Below are 23,941 nucleotides of genomic sequence, written 5' to 3'. Positions count from 1 at the left end.
ACTGCATACTGACGAAATAGATTGCTTATTAACCGCCGGAGTTTGCGTTTATCAGAGCTTTGTATCGTTTCGATCACGTAGGAAAGACCACAACTTAGAACTTTTCCTTTTGGTCATTTAACTAGGCAACGCACATCACTATGAGTCATCGTTTATCGTCTAAAGATATTATGGCATTAGGTTTTATGACCTTCGCCTTATTCGTTGGAGCTGGCAACATCATCTTCCCGCCGATGGTTGGTTTACAATCGGGTGAACATGTATGGTGGGCAGCTCTTGGCTTCCTGATAACCGCGGTTGGCTTACCGGTTATTACCATTATCGCACTGGCCCGGGTGGGCGGGGGGATTGATGCCCTGAGTAGCCCAATTGGCCGTAGTGCTGGTTTGGTACTGGCTACCGTCTGTTATTTGGCTGTCGGCCCACTGTTTGCCACGCCACGAACCGCAACAGTTTCCTTCGAAGTGGGCATCGCCCCTTTGACTGGTGATGGCCCGTTGCCGCTGTTTATTTATAGTGTGGTTTATTTCGCGCTGGTGATTGGCATTTCGCTCTATCCGGGGCGTTTGCTGGACACCGTCGGTCATATTCTGGCCCCACTGAAAATTCTGGCGCTTGCTATCTTGGGTATCGCGGCGTTGATTTGGCCTGCCGGTCCGTTGATTTCAGCCACTGATGCCTATCAGAACGTGCCTTTCTCCTCCGGTTTCGTTAATGGTTATCTGACCATGGATACCTTAGGTGCCTTGGTCTTTGGTATCGTTATCGTCAATGCGGCCCGTTCGCGTGGAGTGGTTTCCGCAGGGCTGCTGACGCGCTATACCATTTGGGCAGGATTGATTGCCGGTATCGGTTTGACGCTCGTTTACTTGAGCTTGTTTAAACTTGGCAGTGGCAGTGGCAGCCTGACGCCTGACGCACAGAATGGCGCAGTCGTGTTGCATGCTTATGTTCAGCACACCTTTGGTGGTTTGGGCAGTGTGTTCCTGGCCGCATTGATTTTCATTGCCTGTATGGTGACCGCTGTGGGCCTAACGTGTGCCTGTGCTGAATTCTTTGCTCAGTACTTGCCGCTGTCTTATCGGGCGCTGGTATTCATTCTCGGTATCTTCTCAATGATGGTATCGAATTTGGGCTTGAGTCACCTAATTCAGATTTCCATTCCGGTACTGACAGCTATATATCCACCATGCATCGTGCTGGTTTTGATGAGCTTTACTTTGCGCTGGTGGCATCATGCCTCACGTATCGTGGCTCCGGTTATGCTGGTTAGTTTGCTGTTCGGTATTCTTGATGCGGTGAAGGCTTCTACGTTCGCGCACTTCCTGCCTGAATGGACTCAGCATCTGCCATTGGCTGAACAAGGTCTGGCGTGGTTATCGCCTTCCCTGCTGGTATTCGTCGTCGTAGGGTTGTACGATCGCCTCTGCTGTCGCCAGGAAGTTGCTGCTAAGCAATAACGGCACAGTTATAGGATTTTTTTAGCCACGGCTCATCCCCGTGGCTTTTTGCTGAAAAAAGACGGGGCAATGTACATGGAATTACCAGTCAAAAATAAGCTGAAACGGGGCCTGACGACCCGTCATATCCGCTTTATGGCATTAGGGTCAGCAATAGGTACCGGCTTATTCTATGGTTCGGCTGATGCGATAAGAATGGCAGGGCCTAGTGTGTTATTGGCATACCTGATCGGTGGCGTGGTGGCATTTATCATTATGCGTGCGTTGGGTGAGATGTCAGTGAATAACCCACAGGCCAGTTCTTTCTCGCGCTATGCACAAGATTACCTTGGGCCAATGGCGGGCTATATCACCGGCTGGACGTATTGCTTTGAGATTTTGATTGTTGCTATTGCTGATGTGACCGCCTTCGGTATCTATATGGGGGTCTGGTTCCCGGACGTGCCTCATTGGGTATGGGTGCTGAGTGTGGTGCTGATTATTGGCGCAGTTAATATGATGAGTGTCAAAGTCTTCGGTGAGCTGGAGTTCTGGTTCTCATTCTTTAAAGTTGCCACCATCATCATCATGATTCTGGCCGGGTTTGGTATCATTATTTGGGGTATTGGTAACGGTGGACAGCCGACCGGTATTCATAATTTATGGACTAACGGCGGCTTCTTCAGTAACGGTTTCGTCGGCATGATCCTATCATTGCAACTGGTGATGTTTGCTTATGGTGGTATTGAGATTATTGGTATTACCGCCGGAGAAGCGGAAAATCCAAAAAGCTCCATTCCGAAAGCAATTAACTCAGTGCCGTGGCGTATCCTGGTGTTCTACGTCGGGACCCTGTTTGTCATCATGTCTATCTACCCTTGGAATCAGGTGGGCACGAACGGTAGCCCATTTGTACTGACCTTCCAGCATATGGGGATTACCGTTGCGGCAGGTATTCTCAATTTTGTGGTGATCACCGCTTCATTATCTGCCATTAACAGTGATGTCTTTGGTGTCGGGCGTATGTTGAACGGAATGGCGGAACAGGGCCACGCACCAAAAGCCTTTGCGGCAATATCCAAGCGTGGTGTGCCTTGGGTGACGGTGTTGGTGATGATGTTTGCCATGCTGATTGCGGTTTATCTGAACTACATCATGCCGGAAAATGTATTCCTGGTTATCGCATCGCTGGCGACTTTTGCCACTGTATGGGTATGGATCATGATTTTGTTTTCCCAGATTGGTTTCCGGCGTTCATTAAGCAAAGAACAGATTAAGGCGCTGGATTTCCCACTGCGTGGCGGCACCTTTACTTCGGTGCTGGCAATCATTTTCCTGGTGTTTATCATCGCTCTGATTGGCTGGTTCCCGACAACCCGCATTTCACTGTATGTAGGGTTAGTGTGGATTGCATTGCTGTTGGTGGGGTATTACTTGAAAGTGCGCCATCAAAAGAAACAGCTAGAGCTTGCCAAAGAAACTGAGTAATACTGAGTCAATACCTACTATCAAGCCGGGAGATTTCTCGGCTTTTTTTGCTCTATACAATCTGGGGCATTCTGCTATTTACCTACATACTTCTCCTCCCCCAATCTCATCCCTGATATTTATAGTGACAGATGAGGGGGAAGCAGCCACTACATGACATTATTTATATCGGCGAGCTGTATATTCAGATAAATCGCCTATCTCAGGTGAATGTGTCGCGGCGTTAATGTCTGCACCAGATAGCCTTAACAGGAATGGTTTTGGTTAACGCAGGAGAATTTTATGCTTAGTGGTTGGCATCTTCCGGTCCCGCCTTTTGTTCGTCAGCGAGGCGACGCATTACAGATTACTTTATGGTTGCATGGCGAATGGTTGCATGGCGACACATTACCAGCACAGGTTTTCTTACGCTGCGAACCGGATAATGAAGAATGGCTACTGACGATGAAAGGCCAACAGCGTGATGGCTTTTGGTGTTATCGCGCGACGCTGCCTTTACATGAAGGGCAACCTACACGGCGCTACTGTTTTAAACTGTTATGGGATGACGACCAACAATGGTTCGGCCCGCTGGGATTCTCGCGGGTTCCTCCGGCGCAACTGGCTCAGTTTGCCATTGATATGCCCGACAGTGGCCCTGACTGGGTGGCCGACCAAGTCTTTTATCAGATATTCCCCGATCGGTTTGCCAGTAGTCAGGGTGGGCACGGCGTGCAAAATGCGAGTTATCATCATCACGCTGCGGGTCATTCGGTGGCTCGTCGTGCATGGCAACAACCATTGGATGACACTAATGCCGCTTCAACATTCTATGGCGGTGACCTGGCGGGTATCAGCCAAAAAATCCCTTATTTGCAACAGCTTGGCGTTACTGCGTTGTATCTAAATCCAATTTTTACCGCACCCAGCGTACATAAATATGATACGCAAGATTATTATCAGATAGATCCCTATCTGGGCGGCGAGGCGGCTTTTCTGCAATTACGTCTGGCTACCCGTGAGGCCGGCATAAAATTGGTACTTGATGGGGTGTTTAATCATACCGGTGATTCCCATCATTGGTTTGATAGGCACCAGCAAGGGGATAATGGGGCTTGTCATCATCAGGACTCACCTTATCGGGGCTGGTTTAATTTCTTCCCCGATGGGCGAGCGTTGGATTGGAAAGGTAATGCCAGCTTGCCAAAACTCAACTTCGCGAGTGAGGACGTGGTAAATCAAATCTATCGGGGCGACGATAGTGTGGTGCGTTATTGGTTACGCCCCCCTTACAGCATTGATGGTTGGCGGTTAGATGTGGTGCATATGTTGGGGGAGGAGGGCGGAGCAAAAGGGAATTTGCGCCATTTAGCCGGTATTTATCAGGCAGCAAAAGAAGAAAATCCGCAGGCCTATATTCTGGGGGAACACTTTGGTGATGCACGTAATTGGTTACATGCCGGTGTAGAAGATTCGGCAATGAATTACATGGGTTTTGCATTACCGGTGCGTGGCTTTTTAGCGGGCCAGGATGTGGCTTATCATCCAATAAAACTCAACGCTGAGGATTGTGCCTACTGGATGGATGAGTACCGAGCCGGATTGCCGCACGGCCATCAGTTGCGTTTATTTAATCAACTGGACAGCCATGATACTGCTCGTTTTATCACGCTACTAAATAATGATAAAGCCCGGATGCAGATGGCGTTGGTGTGGTTATTTAGCTGGATTGGTGTGCCTTGCTTATTTTATGGCGATGAAATTGGTGTTGATGGTGGCAATGATCCGTTCTGCCGCAAACCCTTCCCGTGGGATCAGGCTCAGTGGGATAATGACCTATTGAAGTTATGCCAACGACTGGCGGCTCTACGGCACAAAAGCATGGCGCTGCGGCGTGGTGGTTGTCAGGTGGTTTATGCCAATGGTGACACTTTGGTGTTTATTCGTAGCTACCAACGTGAACGAGTGATGGTCGCGATACAACGTATTAGTGATATCAATGTTTCGTTGCCAGCATCCCCTTTACTCAATGTCGCTAAGTGGCTGCGTCTGGAAGGCTCATCTGAGCTGGATGGCACTGAGTCAGGCGTCAATCTGCACTTGGCTGGCGAGAGTGTCACTTTGTGGCGTGGTGTTGGTGAGCGCTAACTTAATCGTTAGCCAGCAGTGATAGCGATTAAAAGCGGCCAAGCGCCGCTTTTCCTTTTGTTGAGATATTATATATATGATAGGTGATCGTATGGCTAACCAAACAGTGGGCAGGTAATATTCAGCAAAGGGAAAATGATATGAGCACAATTAAACGAAAGGCATTGATCATTGGCGCCTCAAGAGGTTTGGGACTGGGGCTGGTTGACGAACTTAATCGCCGTGGTTGGTCAGTGACTGCGACGACACGCGGTGCTGCGAAAGATACCGCAGCCCATGCCGCCCATTGGCTAACATTGGATATTAATAAACCTGAAAGTATTAAGCAGTTTTTGCCACAGGTACAGGGGCAGATATTCGACCTCATATTTGTTAATGCGGGTATCTCTGGGCCGCAGCATCAATCAGCTCTTGAGGCGCAACCGGAAGATATTCTGGAATTATTCCAAACTAATGCCGTTTCACCTATCCGTATCGCTCAGCATCTGCTGACACAACGTAATCCAACTCAAAGTGTATTGGCCTTTATGTCTTCTCAGTTGGGGAGTATTGGTCACAATGCCTCCGGCCATAAACCTCTCTATTCAGCCAGTAAAGCCGCACTGAATATGATGACCCGTAGTTTGGTTGCTGAAGTGGCCGATCCGGCTCTGACGGTGCTATCGATTCATCCCGGTTGGGTAAAAACGGATATGGGCGGGGATGCGGCACCCCTGACTATTGCGACCAGTGTGAAGGGTGTGGTCGACCAAATTGAGCACGCTTCGGGTAAAGGGGGGCATGGATTTATCGATTATCAGGGGCAGTCATTACCCTGGTGATATATACCCGTCATACTTCAAGCTGCATGTGCGTTGGCTGCTTTCGTTCACCCGAATCACTTACCTGAGTAAGCTCATCGGGATTTACTCGATTGCCGCCTTCCTGTAACTCGAATTATTTAGGGTATATAATGAAGTGGTAAATTCCTCCATCGATATATTGATGGAGGATGAGTTACATTAGTAAGCCATTACTATCAGTAACCGATGGCGGCACCGGCAGGGCGACGGACATCGTTAGCGCCGTACAGGTAACCTTCACGAACTTTGCCGGAAACTGCCGAGTCATTCCCCGAGTTGGCCGGGCTGACACCCTCCACTCCGGCCAAACCCACCAGAATCAGTTCGGCTGCACCCCATGGGTTCTGTTCGACCATCTTATATCCCATGTTTTTCAGCAGATTAAGGCTATCTGCGGATACGCCACGTTGTTCGTAATATACCTCATCAGGTAGCCATTGGTGATGGATGCGTGGTGCATCTACCGCCTCTTGTGGTGCCATGCCATGATCAATGACATTGAGGGCTGTTTGCAGGGTGATGGTGATAATTCGGGAGCCACCCGGAGAGCCTAACACCATAAATGTCTTACCGTCTTTGGTCACTAATGTTGGGCTCATAGACGATAGTGGGCGCTTACCGGGGGCGATGGAGTTGGTTGCCCCCTGTACTAAACCATACAGGTTTTGCTCGCCCACTTTGACGGTGAAATCATCCATTTCATCATTCAGGAAGAAGCCAGTACCTGGGGCAATCACCACGGCACCAAAGCGGCCGTTAACCGTGTAGGTGGTGGAGACCGCATTACCTTCATTATCGACGATAGAGTAGTGGGTAGTTTCTGGTTTTTCATGAGGTTGCATCCCCGGTTGTACTTCTACCGAAGGTGTTGCTTTGTTGGCAACGATTTGCTTGCGGATATCGGCGGCGTAGCTTTTGCTCAACAGGCGATCAATCGGATTCTTAACAAACTCGGGGTCACCGAGGAAAGTATTGCGGTCCATATAGGCATGGCGCATGGCTTCTGTCAGGGTATGAATGTAAGCAGCCGAATTAAAACCCATGCTTTTTAAGTCATAGCCTTCAAGCACATTCAAGGTTTCACATAATGTCACTCCACCGGAACTGGGTGGTGGTGAGGAAACAAATTTATAACCGCGATAACTACAAGTAATAGGGGCAGTTTCAGTGATTTTATAGTTGGCGAAATCAGCGGCAGTGAGGATACCTCCGCCTTTTTTGGCCGCGGCTTCTACCGCTTGAGGTATTTTACCTTGATAGAAAGCATCCGGCCCTTGCTCCGAGATTGCGCTCAGGGTTTCAGCCAGATCAGCCTGAACTAAACGATCTCCCGGTTGCAGTGCTTCACCATCTTTGCGCAAGAAAATACGCGCGGATTCAGGGTCTTGACGGAAACGTTTGACGGTAGTGTCCAGAATGTCAGTATCGGCACGCGTCAGTACAAAGCCCTCACGGGCCAGTTTGATTGCTGGAGCCATCACTTGCTGGCGCGTCAATTTACCGTATTTCTTCTGCGCGCTATCCATTCCCAATACCGTGCCAGGGACGCCGGCTGCCAGATAACCATACAAGCTGGCATCTTTAGTGACTTTTCCCTCTTTATCTAAATACATATCGGCGTTGGCAGCCGCTGGTGTAGTTTCACGGAAGTTTATAAATGTGTCAGTTCCATCGGCAAGGTGAATGGTCATAAAACCACCCCCACCGATATTGCCACAGCATGGGTTTACGACAGCCTGTGCATATCCCACCGCCACTGCGGCATCAACGGCATTGCCACCCATTTTTAAAATATCAGTCCCCACTTGTGAAGCGAGATATTGCGAGGTCACCACCATGCCATGTTTTGCTTCCACCGCCGGTGTAGAGGCCGCATGCAGTGTACCACTGACCAGTAAAGCCAATACAGCCAAGGGTTTGTTCCATTTTTTTAACAACATTCTGACTCCTGTTAGTTCCTGCCCGCCAGGGATGACCTGATCATTTTTGTCTGGCAGCTTAAAAGCGCTGCTTATGGTGTGTGCAAAAAACACACCAGTAATAATTAATAGCAGAATTAATGTTTATGGCTGCTAATTAATTGGCGGCGAAAGGAGAATTTGTCAGTTGTTGCCTGGCAGATAGGTTGATTTATGCTTGAAAGGAGCCAAGATAAATAAAAATAACTTATTGAAAATAAATAAGTATTTACGGGTTTGATACGCTGGGAATGGAAAAGATTATTATATAGACTCTGCGGCGGGTGCTTGAAGCTGTCTGCTTTGGGCATCGTTTGAACCAGTGCTGTAAGTGCCTTGGTAAAAACAGTTGTTGTCATAAAGCAGATAGGAAAAAGCCCCGTACTGAGGTTAATCAATACGAGGCTCCCTAATGCCTAGCAACATTACGGTAGCTTCTTACCTGCTGAAAGGCAAGGCAAGGAGGCTGAATATGCCACAAAAATATCCCCTTCTTACTTGAAGTTACAGCGTTGTTAGCTGCTCTCGTTTACCCGAATCACTTACTTATGTAAGCTCATCGGGATTTACTCGTTTGCCGCCTAGCTGCAACTCCAATTACTTTGGGGATATATCAGTATTGTTGGTATGTCGTCGTTTGGTTTTATATCAGTATAAAAAAAGCCAGTCAGGGTGAACTGACTGGCTTGATACCCCCGAGTAAATCAGGGGCGGCATAAACTGTTATTACAGTTTAGAGGCGTTTTCAGACAGGTATTTAGCTACGCCATCTGGTGATGCGCCCATACCTGCTTTACCTTTCTCCCACTGAGCAGGGCAAACTTCGCCGTGTTCTTCGTGGAATTGCAGTGCATCAACAGTACGGATCATTTCGTCGATGTTACGGCCGATTGGCAGGTCGTTAACGATTTGGCTGCGAACGATACCATTTTTGTCGATCAGGAATGAACCGCGCAGTGCAACGCCAGCTTCTGGGTGTTCAATGCCGTAGGCTTTCTGAATTTCACGTTTGATATCAGCAACCATTGGGTATTTAACTTCACCAATGCCGCCTTTATCAACTGGGGTTTTACGCCATGCGTTGTGCACAAACTCAGAGTCAAAAGAAACACCAACAACTTCAACGCCACGTTTCTGGAATTCTTCGTAACGGTGGTCGAAAGCGATCAACTCTGAAGGACAAACGAAAGTGAAGTCCATTGGCCAGAAGAACAGGACGGCAGGGCGGCCGTTCAGGTGTTTTTTCAGGTTGAAGTTTTCAACGATTTCGCCGCTACCAAGAACAGCAGCTGCTGTAAAATCAGGGGCTTGACGAGTTACCAGAACCATAAATTACTCCTGTTAATAGGGATGGATTAACCAGTTGTCTTAAAAGTATCGGCACAGCATAGGTATTTAAGCGCAATGAATAAAGGGATAAATACCAATCGCTGTGATAGATTTTACCTATCGTTACGACGTTTTTAGTTTCGTAGTCTTGCTAAGATACCCATTCTGGCAGAAAGCGCAAGTGACTTAGTAGCAATAACCATACAAATAAAGATGTTTTAAGCTAGATTTGTTGGCGTTGTGCCTGCAACATCATGGCAGGATAAAACGCCCAAAACAGTTGTTCTAACGGCTGATAGTGTTGTTCTATATCCTGAAAAGAGCCAGCAAGTGCTGCCAGTTTGGGCCGCCGATTAGCCATACCTTGTAACACATCAGCTATAAAGGGTAGTTCAGCATAGCGTTCCAGCCAACGCTCCTGCCACAGATAGGCATTAAGGTGCTGAAAGCGCGCGGGTGTCTGTGGTAAATGGGGCACAATCTGGTTTTGCGCATGCTGGATAAACCCGGGCAGCGTGTAGTCCGGCACCAGTTTATCCCAATTACGTGCCAGAAAATGATCCCACAGCACATCCAGAGTGATAGGGGCAACTCGGCGGTAATCAGCACTAAAATAGCGACGGGCTTCTTTGACCAGCGGCTGTGCGTCGGTCATGACATCAACGCGGCGATGCATCATAATCCCAGCCACAATCTCAGGGGCATATTCATCTTGTGGATTACCACGGACGAAATCTGCCAGCAGATTGCCCAGTAGGGAACTGTCAGCCAGTGTGGCTAAATGGAGGTGAGCGAGAAAATTCATCTGCAAAGTATATCCCTTCTTACTTGAAGTTGCAGCGGTGTTAGCTGCCGTCATTACGCGGTCAATTTCCTGGCCCACCTCTGCGAAGCTACTGTAAGCCGTGCTCAAATCCGCATCTGGCAGATTTGCCAACTGAATCACTGGTGGGAGTCAGCTTATCGAGATGCGTTCATTTACTGCCTGGCTGCGACGACAATTATTTTGGCTATAGCAAATGACCACCAATTGTCCTTATTTCTTGCAGCCAGCCCTTGAGGGCTCTAGACTAGCGGCCTGTTTTTGTGAACCGGCTCCAATCATACTCGTGAGCTGGGTCTGTTCTGATATCAAGTGGAAAGCTATGCGTGTTGCCGATTTTTCTTTTGAGCTGCCGGAATCTCTGATTGCCCATTACCCCCAGCCCCAGCGTAGCGGTTGCCGCTTACTGTCACTGGATGGCCCGACGGGAACGTTAACGCACGGCATTTTCACCGATTTGCTGGATAAACTGACGCCCGGCGATCTGCTGGTATTTAACAATACCCGCGTTATTCCAGCGCGCTTGTTTGGCCGTAAAGCCAGTGGCGGTAAGCTTGAAGTGTTAGTAGAACGTGTTTTGGACGATCATCGTGTACTGGCCCATGTAAAAGCCTCCAAAGCACCTAAACCGGGCGCTGAACTGCTGTTGGGCGATGACGAAAGTATTCGAGCCACGATGTTGGCACGCCATGACACCTTGTTCGAGTTGCGTTTTGACGATGAGCGGGATGTTTTTACTATCCTAAATGCCGTCGGCCATATGCCTTTGCCTCCTTATATTGACCGCCCTGATGAAGATGCTGACCGTGAATTGTACCAAACAGTCTACAGTGAGCGCCCTGGGGCAGTCGCCGCACCAACGGCCGGTTTACATTTTGATGAGCCAATGCTGGCCGCACTGCGCGAGAAAGGCATTGAGATGGCTTTCGTTACGCTACATGTCGGCGCGGGGACGTTCCAACCCGTGCGTGTAGACACCATTGAAGAGCACATCATGCATTCCGAGTATGCAGAGGTACCTCAAGATGTGGTAGATGCTGTTTTGGCTTGTAAGGCGCGTGGCAATCGTGTCGTGGCGGTTGGGACCACCTCGGTACGCTCATTGGAAAGTGCCGCTAAGGCGGCAGAGAACAGCCTGATTGCTCCGTTCTTTGGTGACACCCGTATCTTTATCTACCCGGGTTATCACTACCAGGTTGTGGATGCTTTAGTGACCAACTTCCATTTACCTGAATCAACATTAATAATGTTGGTGTCTGCTTTCGCTGGGTATAAAAATACCATGAATGCATACCAGCAAGCGGTGGCGGAACAATACCGCTTTTTCAGTTACGGCGATGCGATGTTTATCAGCCGTAATCCACGGGCACCGCAAGAGACGGTTAACCTGTAAATTTTAGGTCACACATATTGTGTGATCCGGCAATAACAACATTAGACTGTTTCTCTAATGCTGGAGGTTATGTGAAGTACGAATTACAAACAACTGATGGGCGCGCCCGTCGTGGTCGTCTAATCTTTGAACGTGGCGTGGTAGAAACCCCGGCATTTATGCCTGTTGGCACCTATGGCACAGTTAAAGGGATGACACCGGAAGAAGTAAAAGAGACCGGTGCGCAGATTTTGCTGGGTAACACTTTTCACCTGTGGTTGCGTCCAGGTCAGGAAATCATGAAGTTGCATGGTGACTTACATGATTTCATGCAGTGGCATGGCCCGATTCTGACTGACTCCGGCGGCTTCCAGGTATTCAGCTTGGGTGCGATGCGCAAAATCAAAGAAGAAGGGGTGACGTTCCAAAACCCGATCAACGGCGATAAAGTGTTCCTTAGCCCAGAAAAATCAATGGAAATTCAGTACGATCTCGGCTCCGATATCGTGATGATTTTTGATGAATGCACCCCCTATCCCGCGGACTGGGATTATGCCAAGCGTTCGATGGAGATGTCATTGCGCTGGGCTGCCCGTAGTCGCCAACGCTTTGATGAACTGAACAATAAAAATGCATTGTTTGGTATTATTCAGGGTGGCGTTTACGAAGATTTACGTGATGTGTCAGTAAAAGGGCTGGTAGATATCGGTTTTGATGGTTACGCTGTGGGCGGTTTGGCGGTGGGTGAGCCAAAAGAAGATATGCATCGTATTTTGGAGCATGTTTGCCCGCAGATTCCGGCGGATAAACCACGTTATCTGATGGGCGTGGGGAAACCAGAGGATCTGGTAGAAGGTGTGCGCCGTGGTATCGACATGTTTGACTGTGTGATGCCTACGCGTAATGCCCGTAACGGCCATTTGTTCGTGACGGACGGTGTGGTAAAAATCCGTAATGCCAAGCATAAGAATGATGTTGCAACGTTGGATGAACATTGTGATTGCTACACTTGTCGCAATTATAGTCGTGCCTACTTGCATCATCTTGACCGTTGCAACGAAATACTGGGTGCGCGACTGAATACTATTCATAACCTGCGTTACTACCAACGCTTAATGGCGGGTTTACGTCAGGCTATTGAAGAGGGTAAATTAGAGGTCTTCGTTGAAGATTTCTATGGTCGGATTGGGAAACCTGTTCCGCCATTAAATGCCTGATTTTAAAATTATTGCCTTTGTATTTGTAGATCTAACAGTTACGATTTACCGTTTCTGTTTTATCGCACTGATTTCACATTACTGATATTGATAACAATGAGGGAATTTTAATGAGTCTTTTCATTTCCGATGCTGTCGCATCCGCTGGGGCTCCGGCTCAAAGCAGCCCGTACTCCCTGGTGATTATGCTGGTGGTATTTGGTCTTATTTTCTACTTCATGATCCTGCGTCCACAGCAAAAACGTGCCAAAGAACACAAAAAACTGATGGATTCTATTGGTAAAGGTGATGAAGTGCTAACCACGGGTGGTTTACTTGGTCGTGTAACTAAAGTTGCGGAAACGGGTTATATCGTAATCGCACTGAACGACACCACTGAAGTGATGATCAAACGTGACTTCGTTGCTGCCGTTTTACCGAAAGGTACAATGAAGGCTCTGTAATTTTCGATTTTCCCGAAGGGAATTGCCGTGTTAAACCGTTATCCTTTGTGGAAGTATCTGATGCTGATCGTTGTGATCTTCATCGGTCTGCTATACGCACTTCCCAACCTTTATGGTGAGGATCCGGCTGTTCAAATCACTGGTGCGCGAGGAATCGCCGCCAGTGAAACAACGCTGGTCCAAGTCCGTGACGTTTTAGAAAAAGACAACATAGCGAGCAAGTCTATTGCGCTGGAGAACGGTGCAATCCTGGCTCGCTTTAGAGATCCTGACGTCCAGTTGCGTGCCCGTGAGGCACTGATGGCTGCGATGGGTGACAAATACGTTATCGCGCTGAATCTGGCTCCGGCAACACCCTCTTGGCTTGCCAAGTTAGGTGCAGAGCCGATGAAGCTGGGTCTTGACCTGCGCGGCGGTGTGCACTTCCTGATGGAAGTGGATATGGATACTGCGCTGGGCAAACTGCAAGAGCAAACGATGGATACCTTGCGCACAGATCTGCGTGAGAAAAATATCCCGTATGCCACGGTGCGTAAGCTTGATAACTATGGTGTTGAAGTGCGTTTTCGCGACGATAAAACCCGCGATGATGCCGTCAGCTACCTCTCTTCTCGCCACCGTGATCTGGTCATTGGCTCCAATGGTAGCAATACCTTAAAGGCAGTGATGACTGATGACCGTCTGCGGGAAGCGCGTGAATATGCAGTTCAACAAAACATTACTATCCTGCGTAACCGGGTTAACCAGTTAGGTGTAGCCGAGCCGTTGGTTCAGCGCCAGGGATCGGATCGTATTGTGGTTGAATTACCGGGTATTCAGGATACCGCGCGTGCCAAAGAGATTCTTGGTGCGACGGCAACACTTGAATTCCGTCTGGTAAATAGCAATGTTGATGCCTCTGTTGCTGCCTCCGGTCGGGTACCGGGTGATTCAGAAGTCAAAAATACCCGTGAAGGTCGCCCGGTTGTCTTGTACAAGCGCGTTATCCTGACCGGTGACCATATTACTGACTCAACCTCCAGCACCGACGAATATAACCAAGCTCAGGTTAATATCTCGCTCGATAGCGCCGGTGGTTCTCTGATGTCTAATTTTACCAAAGACAACATCGGCAAGCCGATGGCGACTTTGTTCGTAGAATATAAAGACAGCGGCAAAAAAGATGCTAATGGCCGAGCGATTCTGGTTAAGCAGGAAGAAGTTATCAACGTAGCGACTATTCAGTCACGCTTGGGTAACAGCTTCCGTATTACTGGCATTGATAACCCGGCTGAAGCTCGTCAGCTTTCCCTGTTGCTGCGTGCTGGTGCTCTGATTGCACCTATCCAGATTGTGGAAGAGCGTACTATCGGGCCAACTTTGGGGTCACAGAACATCACCCAAGGTCTGGAAGCTTGCTTGTGGGGCCTGGCGGTATCTATCCTGTTTATGGTGATTTACTACCGTAAATTTGGTGTGATTGCCAGTACGGCGCTATTGGCTAACCTGGTGTTGATCGTGGGTGTGATGTCCTTGTTACCGGGGGCGACATTAACCATGCCGGGTATTGCCGGGATCGTATTGACATTGGCGGTAGCAGTTGATGCTAACGTACTAATTAATGAGCGAATAAAAGAAGAGTTCAGGAACGGGCGGACGATCCAGCAAGCGATTCATGAAGGGTACAAAGGTGCCTTCTCAAGTATCGTCGATGCGAACGTAACGACGCTTATCACGGCAATTATTCTTTATGCTGTGGGTACCGGTTCGATTAAAGGCTTTGCCATTACAACGGCAATCGGTGTTATAACGTCAATGTTCACCGCTATAGTCGGTACTCGTGCCATCGTCAACCTGCTTTACGGCGGCAAGCGCATTAACAAGCTGTCTATTTGAGGAGTACGTTGTGGCACAGGATTATACTGTTGAACAACTGAACTATGGCCGTAAAGTCTATGACTTTATGCGCTGGGATTACGTCGCTTTCGGCGTCTCGTTGTTGCTGTTGGTGGCATCGATTGTGGTGATGTCCACTAAAGGGTTCAACTGGGGTCTGGATTTCACCGGTGGTACGGTGATTGAAATTAACCTGGAAAAACCTGCGGATCTGGATCAACTGCGTGACACGTTGGAAAAAGCGGGCTTTGAATCGCCAATTCTGCAAAACTTTGGTAGCACCCGTGATGTGATGGTACGTATGCCACCCGCCACCGGAACTGCCGGGCAGGAATTGGGCAACAAAGTCATCTCTGTTATTAATGAGTCAGTTGATAAGAATGCTTCGGTAAAACGTATCGAATTCGTCGGGCCAAGTGTGGGCAGCGATTTAGCCCAGGCAGGCGGCATGGCGTTGATAGTCGCGTTACTGTGTATTCTAGTTTATGTTGGTTTCCGTTTTGAATGGCGTCTGGCGCTGGGGGCGGTTATCGCTTTGGCCCATGACGTGGTCATTACCATGGGGATCTTGTCGTTATTCCAGATTGAGATCGATCTGACCATCATTGCTTCATTGATGTCGGTTATTGGTTACTCACTAAACGACAGTATCGTGGTATCGGATCGTATTCGTGAGAACTTCCGCAAAATCCGTCGCGGTACGCCTTATGAAATCATGAACGTGTCTCTGACCCAGACCTTAAGTCGTACTATTATGACCTCTGCAACTACGCTGATGGTGGTATTGATGCTGTTCATCTTCGGTGGTGCGATGCTGCAAGGCTTCTCACTGACGATGTTGATCGGTGTTTCCATCGGTACCGTTTCATCCATCTACGTTGCGTCCGCGCTGGCGTTGAAACTGGGTATGAAACGTGAACACATGTTGCAGCAGAAAGTTGAGAAAGAAGGCGCAGACCAACCTTCAATCCTGCCTTAAGTTGTAAGTGGTAGTACGAAAAGAAAGCCCTGATACAATTAGTATCAGGGCTTTTTTATTCGTGTATTAACCTAATGCTTCCGCCCCATTTATTTGCAGTGTAAATATTATCGCGTTATCTTTATTTTATTGAGTAATTTGTTTTCTCTATGAATATTTATTTAATTTTTATCCATGGTTTAATTGAGTAAGAGTAAAAAATCATTAATTTTATTTTTATAAAAACTATATAAGTAATTCGATAGTTAATTATTTTAATATTATTTATTATTCTAACTTGATTTATATGCTTAATGTAGTTGGATGATGTGAGTAAATTATCGGAGAATATATGAGTGATGTGAATTTTAACGGAGTTTACATAGCTAATGATATGATATATAAGTGTTTTGATGATATTCTACAAGGAAGCGATGATTGTGATTTTGTGTGTGGTGTTAAACGTGAGCTTAATGATATTTTTGAATCATTTAAGATTAAATATGATTTTAATCAAAAGTCAAAGTTTAATGAATTTGAGATCAATTTGGGTAAAAGTGATAATGAAATTGATCTTGTAACACTCATTAATAATTATATGGGGAGTGAGAATAAGCTTACGAGTAGAGTAAATGGTATTCATTATAATTTTATTAAAAGTATTAACTTGAATTTTAATCAATCAACACTTAGTAAAAAATATGAACTTACTTTAAATCATAACGGTCGTTATGATTTAATAAAAAGAGAGTCGCCAACCTCCGTGGTTAAAAGTGCCGGTTATAATGATTTTATTTCTTACCTAAATATATCAGTTGGAACTCCAAGTGAGCAGGTAATAAACGTAAAGTCTTTAAAAAATGAAAATGTGGGGTTTGAATATTGTCAGGGTGATGAAATAGTAGATATATGCAGTGCAAATTTCCCTAAGTGGAAGGATGTTATAATTACTCATGGAAGAGGTGGGTTGAGTAATAGTGAATGGAATGAAAATTATAATTCAATCAAATCGGAAAACTCTGGAAAAGGATGTAAATTTTGGAATGAATATTATACGTTAACAATAACTAATACTACATTACCGCAAGCTTTAGAGAATGATTTAATTTATCTTAAAAATAGAATAATCCCAAGTATATCCGATATGATTAAAGTGGTAATGGATAAAGCATACCCCCCTTCAAAGGGATTATGGGGGCGATTAATTGATTTTATTGTTGCTCATTTATTTCCTTCACTATCTAAGGAAGTAAATGAGAAAATGATTAAGTCTAAAAGTGAACTTGAAGATTTTTATTTGTTACTATTGGGTGCAAAAAAAGAAGTGCAAGATGCAGAGCAAAATATAGACAAAGCCCCCTGTATTTATCACTTGGCCCTTCAGTTATTAAAACAATGCATACCTGCGCAATACCCTTTCGACCCTCTCAATATATTATCCCCAGATCGTAAAGTTTGGTTAGCACTGCAAAAGGAATGGCTAGAGCCGCTAAAGCCACCAAACCAGAACCCGCTCAATAGTTGAATAAAGATAAACTGCCGTTTCCGCACTTTGTTGTCGTGGCAGTTCGCGGTAAACTGGGGCTAAGTTTTGGCTCACTCATCAGGAAGCACTATGCATTGCCCGTTTTGTGCCGCTGTGGATACTAAAGTCATTGACTCCCGTCTGGTGAGCGATGGTTCGCAAGTGCGCCGTCGCCGCCAGTGTTTAGATTGTAATGAACGTTTTACCACTTTTGAAGTGGCAGAACTGGTGCTACCGCGCGTGGTTAAAAGTGATGATGTGCGCGAACCCTTCAACGAAGATAAATTACGGCGTGGCATGCTGAAAGCATTAGAAAAGCGTCCGGTTAGCTCTGATGATGTCGAAACAGCAATAAGTCATATCAAATCCCAATTGCGCGCCACGGGCGAGCGGGAAGTTCCGACGAAAATGGTGGGTAACCTGGTGATGGAAGCCCTCAAACGGCTCGATAAAGTGGCCTATATTCGCTTCGCCTCGGTCTATCGTAGCTTTGAAGATATTCGTGAATTCGGTGAAGAAATTGCCCGTTTGCAGGATTAATTCGCGCCAAATGGTTATTTAGCGAGGGTCGCGCAGCCATAAAGCGGCGCAATAAACGTAAGGAAAGCCATGCAGACTGATGAGTTCTATATGGCCCGCGCTTTTGAACTCGCGCGGTTAGGGCGGTTTACTACCTCGCCAAACCCAAATGTTGGGTGTGTGTTGGTGCGTGATGGTGAAATTGTCGGCGAAGGGTATCATCTGCGTGCCGGAGAGCCACACGCCGAAGTACATGCATTACACATGGCGGGTGAAAAAGCGCGCGGTGCAACGGCTTATGTCACCCTTGAGCCTTGTAGTCACCACGGGCGCACGCCGCCTTGTGCGGATGCACTGGTGGCCGCTGGTGTAACCCGAGTCGTGGCGGCAATGCAGGACCCCAATCCGCAAGTTGCCGGGCGCGGGTTATATAAATTGAAACAGGCCGGGGTTGCAGTCGACCACGGTTTGATGTTGGCGGAAGCTGAAGCCGTGAATCTTGGTTTCCTAAAGCGGATGCGTACCGGTTTTCCTTATTTGCAATTGAAAATGGCGGCATCATTAGATGGACGTACCGCGATGGCCTCGGGTGAAAGCCAGTGGATTACGTCGCCACAGGCACGCCAGGATGTGCAGCGTTTTCGAGCTGAGAGTTCGGCGATTCTCAGTACCAGTGCCACCGTAATAGCGGATGACCCTTCGCTCACGGTGCGCTGGTCGGAGTTAGATGCCCAAACGCAAGCCTTGTATCCCCAAGATTCGCTGCGCCCACCGGTTCGGATTATATTGGATAGCCATAACCGTGTAACGCCTGAACACCAAGTGACACAACAAAATGGCCCATGCTGGCTGGCGCGCGTTGAGGCGGATCAGCAGCCATGGCCAGATAATGTCGAGCAGTTATTGTTACCTCGCCATGGTAATGGTGTGGATTTGGTATTATTGATGATGCAACTTGGCAAGCGGCAAATTAACTCAGTGTGGGTTGAAGCCGGGCCACAACTGGCAGGCGCACTATTACAGGCCGGTGTGGTTGATGAGTTAATTCTGTATATCGCGCCAAAACTGTTGGGTAGCGATGCCCGCGGATTGTGCCAGTTGGCTGGATTAACGCATTTAGCACAAGCCCCTGAATTTGTCTTCAGTGATGTACGTCAGGTGGGGCCAGACTTACGTTTGCGTTTGAAACCGAAGTATTAATTGAATTTTCCGGCAGAGTTTCCCGAAGCTCAATCATCGTCTTGCCAAGCGTTTTGTAAATGCGCAGGGGCGGGGCGTGAAAGAATATGATAGAATCCGCCCCCCTGCGGGGTATGAACCCATATTGAGGAAAGCTATGAACGTTATCGAAGGTGTTGTTGCTACTCCTAATGCCCGCGTGGCGATTGCAATTGCGCGTTTTAACAACTTTATCAACGACAGTCTGCTGGAAGGTGCAATTGATGCCCTGAAGCGCATTGGTCAGGTAGCTGATGACAACATTACTGTTGTTTGGGTACCGGGTGCCTATGAGTTGCCGCTGGTTGCCAATGTATTAGCAAAAACAAATCGTTACGATGCGGTAATTGCGCTGGGTACGGTTATCCGTGGGGGAACTGCGCACTTTGAATATGTTGCTGGTGAAGCGAGTTCTGGCTTGGCAAGTGTCGCCATGAATAGCGATATTCCAGTCGCTTTCGGTGTGCTGACCACAGAAAGTATTGAGCAGGCAATTGAGCGTGCTGGTACTAAAGCGGGTAATAAAGGTGCAGAAGCTGCCCTGACCGCACTTGAAATGATTAATGTAATCAAAGCTATTAAAGGCTGAATTTAGTTAAGGGGAATTCCGTGAAACCTGCTGCTCGTCGCCGCGCTCGTGAGTGCGCTGTTCAAGCGCTTTACTCTTGGCAGTTGTCTAAAAACGACATCGCTGATGTTGAATTACAGTTCCTGTCGGAGCAGGATGTCAAAGATGTAGACATCTCCTATTTTCGCGAATTGCTGTCAGGGGTCGCAGTTAATGCCACATCTTTGGATGCGTTAATGACACCTTTTCTTTCCCGCCAGCTCGAGGAATTAGGTCAGGTTGAAAGAGCTATTCTGCGTATTGCACTGTTTGAACTGAGCAAACGTAATGATGTCCCTTATAAAGTGGCAATCAATGAAGCTATCGAACTGGCCAAAACTTTCGGTGCGGAAGATAGTCACAAGTTCGTAAATGGCGTGCTGGATAAAGTAGCTCCGACAGTACGTAAAAAGAAATAATATACCCAAAGTCATTGGCAGCGCTAACACCGCGTCAAGTGAAGAGGGATATGATTAAGGCCGGGAACCGGCCTTAATCATATATCGGTAAACACTCCTGGAATTGTATTATGGCATGTGGCGAATTTGACCTCATTGCCCGCTACTTTGACCGGTTTAGAAGTAATCGCCGGGATGTAGAGCTGGGTATTGGAGACGACTGCGCACTTCTCACAGTGGCAGAAAAACAGCTGTTGGCCATCAGTACGGATACACTGGTGTCGGGCGTTCATTTCCTACCGGATATCGATCCGGCCGATCTTGGTTACAAATCTTTAGCGGTAAACCTTAGCGATTTAGCTGCAATGGGTGCCGATCCTGCCTGGTTATCTCTTGCTCTAACCCTACCCAATGTAAATGAAGACTGGTTGCAGGCATTCAGTGATAGCTTATTTGATCAGCTTAACTATTACGGTATGCAACTGATTGGTGGTGATACGACTCGTGGGCCATTGAGTCTAACGCTGACCATTCAAGGGTTGGTACCGGAAGGGCGGGCATTGACCCGAGCTGGTGCGCGAATTGGTGACTGGATTTATGTTACCGGTACGTTGGGTGACAGTGCCGCAGGACTGGCGATTTTGCAAAATGCGTTGCGAGTTGATAACGAAGCCGATAGGTCTGCATTAATTCACCGTCATTTGCGGCCACAGCCACGCGTGCTGCAAGGGCAGGCATTGCGCGACCTTGCCAGCTCTGCCATTGATATCTCCGATGGGTTGATTTCTGATCTGCAACATATCCTGAAAGCGAGCAATTGTGGGGCGCGTATTGAGTTGGATGCATTGCCTTACTCTGATGCGCTAACACGTCAGGTTGACGCTGAACAGGCTCTACGCTGGGCGTTGAGTGGTGGTGAAGATTATGAGTTGTGCTTTACCGTACCTGAGATAAACCGTGGTGCACTGGATGTCGCGCTCAGTAATACCGGCGCAGGCTATACTTGTATTGGGCAGGTAGGCCCGCAATCGGAAGGTGTTAAATTCTTCCGTGAAGGTAAGGCAGTACAACTGGATTTTCGTGGTTTTGATCACTTCTCAACAGGTAAATCCCATGGATGAAGCCAAACGCCGTTTGCGGTTAACCAATCCTTGGCATTTGCTGGCCACCGGCTTTGGTAGTGGTTTATCACCATGGGCACCCGGTACCATGGGGTCAATTGCGGCAATCCCATTCTGGCTGCTATTGATCCAGCTCCCATGGCAGCTTTATTCTTTGGCTGTGATGTTCAGCATCTGCATTGGTGTCTACATTTGTCATCGTACCGCCAAAGATATGCAGGTTCATGACCATGGCAGTATCGTTTGGGATGAATTTGTCGGCATGTGGATAACCCTGATGGCATTGCCCGTCAATCATTGGCAATGGGTCGCTGCGGGTTTTGTCGCGTTCCGAGTTTTTGATATCTGGAAGCCTTGGCCGATTCGCTGGTTTGATCGCAATGTCCATGGTGGCATGGGGATCATGATCGATGACATTATTGCCGGGGTGATTGCGGCTGCTATTATTTTTGTCGTGGGGCATTACTGGCCAGCAGATCTGTTCTACTGATACCCGTCATCTTTCAAGTTGCAGGTGTGTTGGCTGCATTCGCTTACCCGAATCACTGACTCATGTCAGCTCATCGGGATGCACTTACTTGCCGCCTTCCTGCACCTTGAAATCTATAGGGTATATGTGTGGTCATCTTTCAAGTTGCAGGTGAAATTCGAACCAAGGGAAACACTCCGTTCGGGTCGTAGTTGCGCGAGCCACCGGAGCGGCTGTAGGAGTGGTCGGCCTTGGCTCAATCTGCGTAAATTAAGTTGTTATCACGCCAGCCACGTTTCAATCTGGCGTTGTATACCCGCAGCATCTAACCCAAACTCAGCGCGCATTTCCTCTTGTTCACCTTGTGGCACAAAGCTGTCCGATAAACCGAGATTCAGTACCGACACTAATTGCCGTTTCGCCATCAGCAATTCATTCACACCACTACCCGCACCACCCATGATGGCGTTCTCTTCCACGGTGACTAATACCTCATGGCTGGCAGCCATTTCCAGTACCAACGCCTCATCCAATGGCTTTACAAAACGCATATCCACCAAGGTGGCATTGAGGTTATCGGCCACGAGCTGTGTCTGAGCCAGTAAAGTACCAAAGCACAATATGGCAATCTTTTCACCTTCACGACGCACAATACCTTTACCTATCGGCATGATCTCTAACGGTTTCAGGTCGGTACCGGTGCCGTTGCCGCGTGGGTAACGTACCGCCGCAGGGCCGTTGTGGTGATAACCGGTGTGAAGCATCTGACGGCACTCGTTTTCATCGCTTGGGGTCATGATGATCATATTTGGAATGCAGCGCATGAATGAGAGGTCAAACGCACCCTGATGGGTTTGGCCATCCGCGCCCACCAGGCCACCACGGTCAATAGCAAATAGAACGGGCAGGTTTTGGATGGCAACATCGTGAATCAGTTGGTCATATGCTCGTTGCAGGAAGGTGGAGTAGATAGCCACAATCGGTTTGTAGCCCCCAATGGCTAACCCTGCGGCAAAGGTCACTGCATGTTGCTCAGCGATAGCCACATCGAAATATTGCTGGGGGTATTCACGAGAGAAACGCACCATCCCAGAGCCTTCGCGCATAGCAGGGGTGACGGCCATTAACTGGCTGTCTTTGGCGGCGGTTTCACATAACCACTCACCAAAAATCTTGGAGTAAGTCGGCAGGCTACCCTGGCTTTTCGGCAAAGTACCGGAGGCGGGATCAAACTTCGGCACAGCATGCCAGCCAATCGGATCTTTCTCAGCCGGTGCGTAGCCTTTGCCCTTTTTAGTCATGATGTGCAGCAGCTGCGGGCCTTTCAGGTCACGCATGTTTTTCAACGTTTGTGCCAATGCTTGTACATCGTGCCCATCAACCGGGCCAATATAATTAAAGCCTAACTCTTCGAATAAGGTACTTGGCACCACCATCCCTTTTAGGTGCTCTTCAGTCCGTTTCAACAGGTCTTTAATCGGTGGTAAGCCAGAAAATGCCTTTTTGCCACCTTCACGCAGGCTGGCATAGAGCTTACCCGATAATAACTGAGCCAGATGATTGTTCAAACCACCGACATTTTCTGAGATAGACATCTCGTTATCGTTGAGGATAACCAGCATGTCTGAGTGAATATCACCGGCATGATTCATTGCTTCGAAAGCCATACCCGCCGTAATAGCACCGTCACCGATAACACAAACAGTCCGCCGCCCTTTACCTTCCCGTTCAGCTGCGACAGCCATCCCCAGGCCTGCACTGATTGAGGTTGAGGAATGGCCAACCGAGAGCACATCATATTCACTTTCACCACGCCAAGGGAAAGGATGTAAACCATCTTTCTGGCGAATAGTACCGATCTGTTCGCGACGACCGGTTAATATTTTGTGAGGATAAGCTTGATGGCCTACGTCCCACACCAGATGGTCGAAAGGTGTGTTGTAGACGTAATGCAACGCGACAGTTAGCTCGACTACGCCCAGCCCGGAAGCAAAGTGCCCACTGGAGCGACTGACGGACGCGAGCAAATACTGGCGTAGTTCATCACATAACTTCGGCAGGCTTTCTTTGGGCAACATGCGCAGTTCTTCAGGATTTTCTGCAAGTGCCAATGTCGGGTATTTGGCTATATCAAGGCTCATTCGATGCTCATATCAAAAGTGGGTGCATACCCTTAGAATCTGTTGCAGCAGGAGGGTTCGCTTTACCTGACT

General features: G+C 47.9%; 20 protein-coding genes. 16 read left to right on the top strand and 4 right to left on the bottom strand.

Annotated features, from left to right (window positions below; genetic code table 11):
- Positions 1–140: 140 nt before the first annotated feature.
- From brnQ to V2A84_RS13925, 4 genes are all read left to right on the top strand, one after another.
- Entirely contained in the window at positions 141–1,460 is a 1,320-nt protein-coding gene (gene brnQ, locus V2A84_RS13940; RefSeq protein ID WP_083160081.1) for a branched-chain amino acid transport system II carrier protein, read from the top strand.
- A 75-nt stretch (positions 1,461–1,535) separates the two neighbouring features.
- Positions 1,536–2,927 carry a proline-specific permease ProY gene (proY, locus tag V2A84_RS13935; RefSeq protein WP_083160079.1) on the top strand — a complete coding sequence of 464 codons (1,392 nt, stop codon included), beginning with the start codon at positions 1,536–1,538 and terminating at the stop codon, positions 2,925–2,927.
- A 282-nt stretch (positions 2,928–3,209) separates the two neighbouring features.
- Positions 3,210–5,054 (top strand): maltodextrin glucosidase, encoded by a 1,845-nt coding sequence (malZ, locus tag V2A84_RS13930; RefSeq protein ID WP_083160077.1) that lies wholly within the window; start codon positions 3,210–3,212, stop codon positions 5,052–5,054.
- A gap of 140 nt (positions 5,055–5,194) precedes the next feature.
- Positions 5,195–5,875, top strand: a complete 681-nt coding sequence (locus V2A84_RS13925) for an SDR family oxidoreductase (RefSeq protein WP_083160075.1) — start codon at positions 5,195–5,197, stop codon at positions 5,873–5,875.
- 197 nt (positions 5,876–6,072) lie between these two features.
- Here the strand turns inward: V2A84_RS13925 and ggt are convergent, their stop codons facing one another.
- The 3 genes from ggt to V2A84_RS13910 form a co-directional block, all read right to left on the bottom strand.
- On the bottom strand, positions 6,073–7,836 hold the full coding sequence (gene ggt / locus V2A84_RS13920; RefSeq protein ID WP_442848920.1) for a gamma-glutamyltransferase: 1,764 nt from the start codon (positions 7,834–7,836) through the stop codon (positions 6,073–6,075).
- 744 nt (positions 7,837–8,580) lie between these two features.
- Positions 8,581–9,183, bottom strand: coding sequence for a peroxiredoxin C (locus V2A84_RS13915; RefSeq protein WP_004393160.1), 603 nt, complete (start codon positions 9,181–9,183; stop codon positions 8,581–8,583).
- A 223-nt stretch (positions 9,184–9,406) separates the two neighbouring features.
- Positions 9,407–9,988 (bottom strand): acyl carrier protein phosphodiesterase, encoded by a 582-nt coding sequence (locus V2A84_RS13910; RefSeq protein ID WP_083163835.1) that lies wholly within the window; start codon positions 9,986–9,988, stop codon positions 9,407–9,409.
- 340 nt (positions 9,989–10,328) lie between these two features.
- Here V2A84_RS13910 and queA point away from each other — a divergent pair, with 340 nt between their 5' ends.
- The 12 genes from queA (at position 10,329) to pgpA (ending at position 21,749) form a co-directional block, all read left to right on the top strand.
- Positions 10,329–11,399: a tRNA preQ1(34) S-adenosylmethionine ribosyltransferase-isomerase QueA gene (queA, locus tag V2A84_RS13905; protein WP_083160071.1), complete on the top strand. Its 1,071-nt coding sequence runs from the start codon at positions 10,329–10,331 to the stop codon at positions 11,397–11,399.
- A 71-nt stretch (positions 11,400–11,470) separates the two neighbouring features.
- On the top strand, positions 11,471–12,595 hold the full coding sequence (gene tgt, locus V2A84_RS13900; protein WP_083160069.1) for a tRNA guanosine(34) transglycosylase Tgt: 1,125 nt from the start codon (positions 11,471–11,473) through the stop codon (positions 12,593–12,595).
- A 110-nt stretch (positions 12,596–12,705) separates the two neighbouring features.
- A complete protein-coding gene (yajC, locus tag V2A84_RS13895; protein WP_005166605.1) occupies positions 12,706–13,038 on the top strand; it encodes a preprotein translocase subunit YajC in 333 nt (110 codons plus the stop codon).
- Between the two features lie 27 nt (positions 13,039–13,065).
- Positions 13,066–14,913, top strand: a complete 1,848-nt coding sequence (gene secD, locus V2A84_RS13890; RefSeq protein ID WP_083160067.1) for a protein translocase subunit SecD — start codon at positions 13,066–13,068, stop codon at positions 14,911–14,913.
- Positions 14,914–14,923: 10 nt separating this feature from the next.
- On the top strand, positions 14,924–15,892 hold the full coding sequence (gene secF / locus V2A84_RS13885; protein WP_083160065.1) for a protein translocase subunit SecF: 969 nt from the start codon (positions 14,924–14,926) through the stop codon (positions 15,890–15,892).
- A 331-nt stretch (positions 15,893–16,223) separates the two neighbouring features.
- Positions 16,224–17,396 carry a hypothetical protein gene (locus tag V2A84_RS13880; RefSeq protein ID WP_083160063.1) on the top strand — a complete coding sequence of 391 codons (1,173 nt, stop codon included), beginning with the start codon at positions 16,224–16,226 and terminating at the stop codon, positions 17,394–17,396.
- A gap of 90 nt (positions 17,397–17,486) precedes the next feature.
- Positions 17,487–17,936 carry a transcriptional regulator NrdR gene (nrdR, locus tag V2A84_RS13875; protein ID WP_005182112.1) on the top strand — a complete coding sequence of 150 codons (450 nt, stop codon included), beginning with the start codon at positions 17,487–17,489 and terminating at the stop codon, positions 17,934–17,936.
- 69 nt (positions 17,937–18,005) lie between these two features.
- Positions 18,006–19,115, top strand: a complete 1,110-nt coding sequence (ribD, locus tag V2A84_RS13870) for a bifunctional diaminohydroxyphosphoribosylaminopyrimidine deaminase/5-amino-6-(5-phosphoribosylamino)uracil reductase RibD (RefSeq protein WP_083160061.1) — start codon at positions 18,006–18,008, stop codon at positions 19,113–19,115.
- Between the two features lie 136 nt (positions 19,116–19,251).
- Positions 19,252–19,722, top strand: a complete 471-nt coding sequence (gene ribH, locus V2A84_RS13865; protein ID WP_005182120.1) for a 6,7-dimethyl-8-ribityllumazine synthase — start codon at positions 19,252–19,254, stop codon at positions 19,720–19,722.
- Between the two features lie 20 nt (positions 19,723–19,742).
- Positions 19,743–20,159: a transcription antitermination factor NusB gene (nusB, locus tag V2A84_RS13860; RefSeq protein WP_083160059.1), complete on the top strand. Its 417-nt coding sequence runs from the start codon at positions 19,743–19,745 to the stop codon at positions 20,157–20,159.
- Between the two features lie 110 nt (positions 20,160–20,269).
- Positions 20,270–21,259 (top strand): thiamine-phosphate kinase, encoded by a 990-nt coding sequence (gene thiL / locus V2A84_RS13855; protein WP_083160057.1) that lies wholly within the window; start codon positions 20,270–20,272, stop codon positions 21,257–21,259.
- Positions 21,252–21,749: a phosphatidylglycerophosphatase A gene (gene pgpA, locus V2A84_RS13850; RefSeq protein ID WP_032905591.1), complete on the top strand. Its 498-nt coding sequence runs from the start codon at positions 21,252–21,254 to the stop codon at positions 21,747–21,749. The genes thiL and pgpA overlap by 8 nt, the downstream gene beginning before the upstream one ends.
- Positions 21,750–22,009: 260 nt before the next feature.
- On the opposite strand, the gene dxs is transcribed toward pgpA, so the two are convergent.
- Entirely contained in the window at positions 22,010–23,869 is a 1,860-nt protein-coding gene (gene dxs / locus V2A84_RS13845) for a 1-deoxy-D-xylulose-5-phosphate synthase (protein WP_083160055.1), read from the bottom strand.
- Positions 23,870–23,941 lie beyond the last annotated feature (72 nt).

The organism is Yersinia sp. 2553 StPb PI (assembly GCF_052217105.1).
GTDB classification, from domain to species: Bacteria; Pseudomonadota; Gammaproteobacteria; order Enterobacterales; family Enterobacteriaceae; genus Yersinia; species Yersinia enterocolitica_E.
The sequence above is the reverse complement of the archived record's forward strand: the minus strand, read 5'-3'. Positions and strand labels throughout refer to the sequence as shown.

Bases quoted from the DNA above. Each gene is read 5' to 3' on its own strand.
- brnQ (WP_083160081.1), top strand. From the start codon at position 141: ATGAGTCATCGTTTATCGTCTAAAGATATTATGGCATTAGGTTTTATG.
- nrdR (WP_005182112.1), top strand. From the start codon at position 17,487: ATGCATTGCCCGTTTTGTGCCGCTGTGGATACTAAAGTCATTGACTCC.
- queA (WP_083160071.1), top strand. From the start codon at position 10,329: ATGCGTGTTGCCGATTTTTCTTTTGAGCTGCCGGAATCTCTGATTGCC.
- malZ (WP_083160077.1), top strand. From the start codon at position 3,210: ATGCTTAGTGGTTGGCATCTTCCGGTCCCGCCTTTTGTTCGTCAGCGA.
- pgpA (WP_032905591.1), top strand. From the start codon at position 21,252: ATGGATGAAGCCAAACGCCGTTTGCGGTTAACCAATCCTTGGCATTTG.
- dxs (WP_083160055.1), bottom strand. From the start codon at position 23,869: ATGAGCCTTGATATAGCCAAATACCCGACATTGGCACTTGCAGAAAAT.
- thiL (WP_083160057.1), top strand. From the start codon at position 20,270: ATGGCATGTGGCGAATTTGACCTCATTGCCCGCTACTTTGACCGGTTT.
- ribH (WP_005182120.1), top strand. From the start codon at position 19,252: ATGAACGTTATCGAAGGTGTTGTTGCTACTCCTAATGCCCGCGTGGCG.
- V2A84_RS13880 (WP_083160063.1), top strand. From the start codon at position 16,224: ATGAGTGATGTGAATTTTAACGGAGTTTACATAGCTAATGATATGATA.
- V2A84_RS13915 (WP_004393160.1), bottom strand. From the start codon at position 9,183: ATGGTTCTGGTAACTCGTCAAGCCCCTGATTTTACAGCAGCTGCTGTT.
- ggt (WP_442848920.1), bottom strand. From the start codon at position 7,836: ATGTTGTTAAAAAAATGGAACAAACCCTTGGCTGTATTGGCTTTACTG.
- V2A84_RS13925 (WP_083160075.1), top strand. From the start codon at position 5,195: ATGAGCACAATTAAACGAAAGGCATTGATCATTGGCGCCTCAAGAGGT.
- V2A84_RS13910 (WP_083163835.1), bottom strand. From the start codon at position 9,988: ATGAATTTTCTCGCTCACCTCCATTTAGCCACACTGGCTGACAGTTCC.
- proY (WP_083160079.1), top strand. From the start codon at position 1,536: ATGGAATTACCAGTCAAAAATAAGCTGAAACGGGGCCTGACGACCCGT.
- yajC (WP_005166605.1), top strand. From the start codon at position 12,706: ATGAGTCTTTTCATTTCCGATGCTGTCGCATCCGCTGGGGCTCCGGCT.
- ribD (WP_083160061.1), top strand. From the start codon at position 18,006: ATGCAGACTGATGAGTTCTATATGGCCCGCGCTTTTGAACTCGCGCGG.